We start from the raw sequence: 1597 nt of genomic DNA, 5'->3' as shown, positions 1-1597 counted from the left end.
GGAACAGGCCGCTGGAGTTCGCTATCGCACCTCTGGAAAATACGTCGGGGAAACGATGCCGAATTCCCCGGTCCTGGTCAGGTACGCCGACGACCGTGCGCCACGAACACAACAGGAGGTTCTGATGTAGACGGAAGCTTCTGACGTGGTGCTGCACTGGTGATGGAGGTAGGCCCTCCGGGACCGCCCATGCAGGGGGAGGTCTCAAACCGCCGCAGGTTGCTCTGGTGAATGAGCCGGGGTGATGAGCACTGCGGAAAAGGCGCACGAGATGCGTCAGGTGGGTGCCGAGAAGGCGAACGCGAGTGAACCACTGCTGAAGTGTCGTAAGCGTATGGATGGTTGCCGAAACCGGGGTCCAGTTGTTGCCCCGGGACGAGTCTGGCAGGTTCCTGTTTTCCTGGCCAGGTGGCGGCCCGGCATGAAGGTGGCGCGAGCTCGGCGACAGGCGCCAGTGCGGAACGTGGGAACCCCTCGCCATGATGCTGCCGCCGGTCGGGTTGAAGGCCGGTTGGCGATAAGGGAGAACCCCAAACAGCTGAAACTGTGAGGGGCAGAGTACCGATGCGTGGCAGGGGGACGGACCGCCTCGCAGTAGTGATGAAGCTCCTGTAATGGGGGTGGAGCGAAGGGGGCGGGTTGCTCGGATCTTGTTTGGTGGTCAACCGGAGTTCCCGGGAGGAGCCAGGTGAACGGATCAAGGCCGCAGGCCATGGCCAAGTCGTTTTACATTCCCAAGTCGATGGTGTGGGAGGCGTATCAGAGGGTCAAAGCCAATCGGGGTGCACCCGGAGTGGACGGCGTCACGATCGAGCAGTTCGAGCAGAACCTTTCGAGGAACCTGTTCAAGCTGTGGAATCGGATGTCGTCCGGCTCGTACTTCCCTCCGGCGGTGAAAGCCGTCGAGATCCCCAAGGCGGGCGGAAAAGGTGTCCGTGTCCTTGGGGTGCCTTCTGTGTCTGACCGGATCGCTCAGACGGTGGCCGCTATGTATCTGGAGAGACGGGTGGAGCCTGTGTTCCATCCGGACTCCTACGGCTACCGGCCCAGGCGGTCGGCGTTGGACGCGGTGGAGCAGTGCCGGCGGCGTTGCTGGCGCAGCGACTGGGTGGTCGATCTCGACATCCGGGCGTTCTTCGACAGCGTGGGCCATGAGCTGATGCTCAGGGCTGTTGAGCGGCATGTCGATGAGGACGGGAAGTGGGTCCTGCTCTACGTCAAGCGGTGGCTTGTGGCTCCGCTGGCGAAGCCGGACGGCTCGGTGCAGCAACGGGAAATGGGGACTCCTCAGGGGTCGGCTATTTCTCCTGTATTGGCGAATCTGTATCTGCACTATGCGTTCGATGCGTGGCTCGTGCGGGAGTTCCCGCAAGTGACCTTCGAGCGGTACTGCGACGATGCGGTAATCCACTGCAAGAGCGAGAGCCAGGCCCGTCGCGTGCGGGATGCTCTCGCGCAGCGATTGGCGCAGGTCGGTCTGGAGTTGCATCCGGACAAGACGCGCATCGTCGTGCGGCACGAGGCCGCTCGGAGTGAGTGGATACGTAGATGGGAGGGCCGGCTGATGTCGGTGACGTAGTCCCAGGCCAGTGCTCAA

The 1597-nt window shown here is 62.7% G+C and carries 1 protein-coding gene; it reads left to right on the top strand.

Annotated elements, in window-relative coordinates:
- The first annotated feature begins 712 nt into the window (after window positions 1-712).
- Complete coding sequence (gene ltrA, locus AC07CM_RS50875) at window positions 713-1579, top strand: group II intron reverse transcriptase/maturase (RefSeq protein ID WP_478883354.1); 867 nt, start codon at window positions 713-715, stop codon at window positions 1577-1579.
- Window positions 1580-1597: the final 18 nt, after the last annotated feature.

The organism is Streptomyces sp. NPDC044061, from assembly GCF_056434305.1.
The sequence above is the reverse complement of the archived record's forward strand: the minus strand, read 5'-3'. Positions and strand labels throughout refer to the sequence as shown.